The 3,652-nt window shown below is 59.0% G+C and carries 7 protein-coding genes; 4 read left to right on the top strand and 3 right to left on the bottom strand.

Annotation, left to right across the window (positions count from 1 at the left end):
• Positions 1-393: hypothetical protein (locus tag ABX749_RS25830; RefSeq protein ID WP_372898540.1), on the bottom strand; the 393-nt coding region annotated here is incomplete at its 3' end.
• Positions 394-413: 20 nt separating this feature from the next.
• Here ABX749_RS25830 and ABX749_RS25825 point away from each other — a divergent pair.
• The 3 genes from ABX749_RS25825 (at position 414) to ABX749_RS25815 (ending at position 1,794) form a co-directional block, all read left to right on the top strand.
• On the top strand, positions 414-623 hold the full coding sequence (locus tag ABX749_RS25825; RefSeq protein WP_372898539.1) for a pentapeptide repeat-containing protein: 210 nt from the start codon (positions 414-416) through the stop codon (positions 621-623).
• 58 nt (positions 624-681) lie between these two features.
• Entirely contained in the window at positions 682-984 is a 303-nt protein-coding gene (locus ABX749_RS25820; protein WP_145212911.1) for a hypothetical protein, read from the top strand.
• 114 nt (positions 985-1,098) lie between these two features.
• Positions 1,099-1,794, top strand: a complete 696-nt coding sequence (locus tag ABX749_RS25815; protein ID WP_372898538.1) for a lysophospholipid acyltransferase family protein — start codon at positions 1,099-1,101, stop codon at positions 1,792-1,794.
• Between the two features lie 8 nt (positions 1,795-1,802).
• On the opposite strand, the gene ABX749_RS25810 is transcribed toward ABX749_RS25815, so the two are convergent.
• Entirely contained in the window at positions 1,803-2,744 is a 942-nt protein-coding gene (locus ABX749_RS25810; protein WP_372898537.1) for a hypothetical protein, read from the bottom strand.
• A 292-nt stretch (positions 2,745-3,036) separates the two neighbouring features.
• Here ABX749_RS25810 and ABX749_RS25805 point away from each other — a divergent pair, with 292 nt between their 5' ends.
• A complete protein-coding gene (locus ABX749_RS25805; protein ID WP_095739920.1) occupies positions 3,037-3,264 on the top strand; it encodes a hypothetical protein in 228 nt (75 codons plus the stop codon).
• A gap of 55 nt (positions 3,265-3,319) precedes the next feature.
• Here the strand turns inward: ABX749_RS25805 and ABX749_RS25800 are convergent.
• Positions 3,320-3,652 (bottom strand): (5-formylfuran-3-yl)methyl phosphate synthase (locus tag ABX749_RS25800; protein ID WP_372898536.1); only part of this gene is annotated, 333 nt, incomplete at its 5' end.

Here is a 3,652-nt window from a genome sequence, read left to right as displayed (position 1 = left end):
GATGCGGAGTTCTGTCAGTTGACCCAGTGGAAAGGTTTCTTGGGAGCGGTTTCGGCGATGGACAATGGTGTTTTGGGTCCAGTCAACCACCGTCTCGACTTCCGGCAAGAGCAACTCAATGGCCAGCACCAAGGCGGCGTAACACACTGCCAGCACGGCTGCGATGACGCCACCGAATATCAGCCCCGTCATGCCTGCGCCGTTGATCGTGCCCACGACGCCACTGCAGGCGATCAGGCCCAGCAGCAGAACGGCAATGACGACCGACGCCGCGCCGAGCGGAAATGCTTTGATCGTGACAACCGACACCCGCACGCCTGGCCGCCAATCCGTCGGCAATTGCTGCATTTGCGTAGTCTCGAAATCAGGGGCAATGATCACTTGATGCGCCATCACTCGTCCTCCTCATTGTCGTGCACTGCGACCTCTCACACTGCGACCTCTCACACTGCGACCTCTCACACTGCGACCTCTCACACTGCGCCCCCTCACACTGCCCCCCTTCACACAGCATACCACCCTGTCCGCCGGCCCGTCACAGTCCGCAACACGCTCGCAATTACCCAGTTTGCCAAAAAGGTGTCGGACACCTTTTGCGAACAGGGACGTCTGTGATGCGTTAAACTGGGAATTCCGACGTGACCCTCTCGTCTCCTCCTTTTCGTGCATTGAGTCAGCGTGATGGATGTCTTTGAATCGGATACTCCCAGCCTGTGTGATCGCTGTTTGAGGGAACTGGTCGGTGGTCGGGGCGAGTTTTACGAAATCGACATCCAGGCCACCGTCGATTCGTCGCCTCCCATCCTGGACTCCCCCTCGACGCTCGATCGTGAGGAGATGGATGCTCAATGGGGCAAGGTCATCGAGCAGCTCGAATTGACGCCACAGGTCGATGCCGAGAACCAGGTGCACTGTCGCCGGCGACTGCTGCTGTGTTCGCCCTGCTTTCAGGTCTGGATTGAAAACCCCGCCGGCGGCGATTGAGCGGCCTGTTGATGCAATCGATCTTGCCGTCCGGGGCTGGCGAGCCTATTTAGGGGGCTGCGGAGTTTCACGACACGCGAAACGTTTTGACTGCAAACAGAATGGAATCTGGGAATGAATCGAGTGCTGCCCTTCTTGGTGACAGGGTTTATCTGGCTGTTACGAACCACGTGCCGCGTCCGCGCGGTCAATGATTCTCGAGATCGGCTTCGCGCGGCCGGACAGCCGTACCTCTATGCCGGCTTGCACGGCCAGCAGATCGCCATGGTGGTCCACGCCGAAAAGGGCGCGGGCGCGTTGGTGTCACGCAGCAAAGACGGCGATTTGATCGCCCGGACGCTTGAGAAGACCGGGGTGATTCCGATTCGCGGCAGCAGCGGTGCGAGCCGCAAAGGCGGTGTCACGGCGTTGCGGGCGCTGGTCGCCCACGTCTCCAGCGGCCGGCCGGCGTGTGTGGCAGTTGACGGACCGAAAGGGCCACGCGGGATCGCCAGTCCCGGAATCGCGATGTTGTCGCAGAAAACAGGGGCTCCGGTCTTGCCGATGTCGCTGATTCCCACCAAGCGGATCGTGTTGTCACGGACCTGGGATCGCACCCAGATTCCGCTTCCGTTTTGTCGCATCGACGGAATCTTCGGCGATCCGATGTACCCGCGTGACGGAGAGTCCGTCGCGGAGTTCACCCAGAGAATCCAGGACGAGTTGTTGCGTCTGGAGGCAGCCTACGATCCGAGCGAAGCCGCAAAGACTCACGCCGCGTTGCAGCAGGTGTTGGCTGAGAAACGCGAGTCGATGAAACGGGCGGCGTAGTCAAGGCGTTACTTGCCGTCCAGATCCCAAGCGTCGAGCCAGATTGTTTTTTCGGCTTTCATGCCGAAGTCTTTTTCCAACCGTTCGGCCATGTCGGCCAAGTGACCGGCACCGTAGAACACGGCCAGGGTTTGCTTGCCCGCAGCCAGTTCTTCACGCAACACTTGAAACGCTTTGGCATTGCGTCCCTTGATCAGCGTGTTCTCACCGTTGGCATCGTTGAGCCCCGCGGTGACGGCTTCCATGTCGATCAATTGATTGGCCATCGCGTTTTTCATCGCGGTCGAGCGGTCTTGGCTGAACAATGCCATCAGCACGCCGAGGTCGCCACCGCTTTTCGATTGCGTCGCCAAACCGGCGCCCATCATTCGGGCAATCATCTTCAGCACGCTGTCACCGCGGCGCTGCAGATCCTCGCTGAACTCTTCGGGGCTCATGTCGGCATGTCGGAAATTGGTCGCCATGTAGTCGATCAATTCAAGCTGGTATTCCAGTTTCAGCATGTCCTTCATGCCGGTTTGCATCGACGCGACCAGCGATCGGCGTTCCTTCAAGTCTTCGGGCCGGATCCGGGTGCCGTCGGGGGCAACCAGTTCGTACAGCACCGAATCGTATTTCGACAGCCGTTGATTCAGGTCCACGTAGTATTCTTTTTCGCCGATGTGGACGACGCCCACCAAGTCGACGATGGCACCGTCGTAGCGCGTGCCGGGCTTGCCGCGATAGCGAACGATCGCGGTCTGCAACGCGACTTTGCGGCCGTTTTCGTCTTTCTTGATCCGCAGATAGGCCGCATCGGGGGATTCCGTTTCCGACGTGTCGGCTTGGGCCTTGGGTTGGGCCTTGGGTTGGGACTCTGTCGCTGCCGATTGAGCGACACTGGTGGCCGCTTCGAGAAACAGGTTGGCCAGCGCGAAGACGACAAGCAGGGCGAAGAGGAGCAAACGCATAGGGGGGTGCCTGGGTTGGAGGCGATTTGTAGCTCGATTCTCACAATCGACAAGCTCGTTGAGCACAAACGAACCTACCGTAGCATAGCGCTCAATCCAGATCGCGGCAACTTGAACTGCACCACCGTTGTGAGCAAACTGGCTGGTTGAGCAGAAGTGATTCGGCATCCGCGGCCGATTCTTGGCGTCCCCATCGCGTCGTTGGCTATGGTTGCCGAAGATTCGTCAACCGCTTAGAAAGGGAGCGGGCGTCGATCGAATGTAGTCCAGCCACGGGCTGAGAAAGGAAGTCATGGAATTCATTGAACTGACCGGAAAAACGTTGCTTGATGTGATCAACGAGGGGGAAGTCGATTTCAACGAACTGCGTCAAGCGGGCGTGACGAGCGACTCGATCATCCGGATCAATCGATTCGGTGAAATCGAACTTCGCAACAAAGGCGAATGGACACTCGTGGGGGGGCTGATCGGCAATTTTGAGGAACGTCTTCAGAAGCTGACCGGACTCGATTGGGTCTAGTGCTGCGTCAGCTTTTCGATTGAGGGTGCCGCGGAAAAATAGCTGAATTGCTGCGTCAAGGTTGAACGTAGCCGGCGCACTCGCCGAGCGCCCGCATCCACTGTCGCATCTTGTCGGGGCTGAGCGTTCCGGTTCGATTGCCGTCACAGACGTCTCCGCGGACGGCGAAGCAATTAGGCCGAAATTCGGGGGGCGGAATCAGCTCGGCGATTCCGCTGACGTGTCCCAACGTGATCGAACCGGCCAACGACCACCACAGTTGCCGCCGGTAGGCTTGGCGGCCGAAATTCGATAGCCGCTGGGCAGTCATCAGGTCGATCGACGAGCGGCCGTTCTTTTCGAACGTATCGAGCAGAATGCGTCGAAAACCATGGCGGGCGGCCAGATC

Source organism: Stieleria sp., from assembly GCF_041595215.1.
GTDB classification, from domain to species: domain Bacteria; phylum Planctomycetota; class Planctomycetia; order Pirellulales; family Pirellulaceae; genus Stieleria; species Stieleria magnilauensis.
Note: the sequence above shows the minus strand (reverse complement) of the source record. Positions and strands in the feature narration are given on the sequence as shown.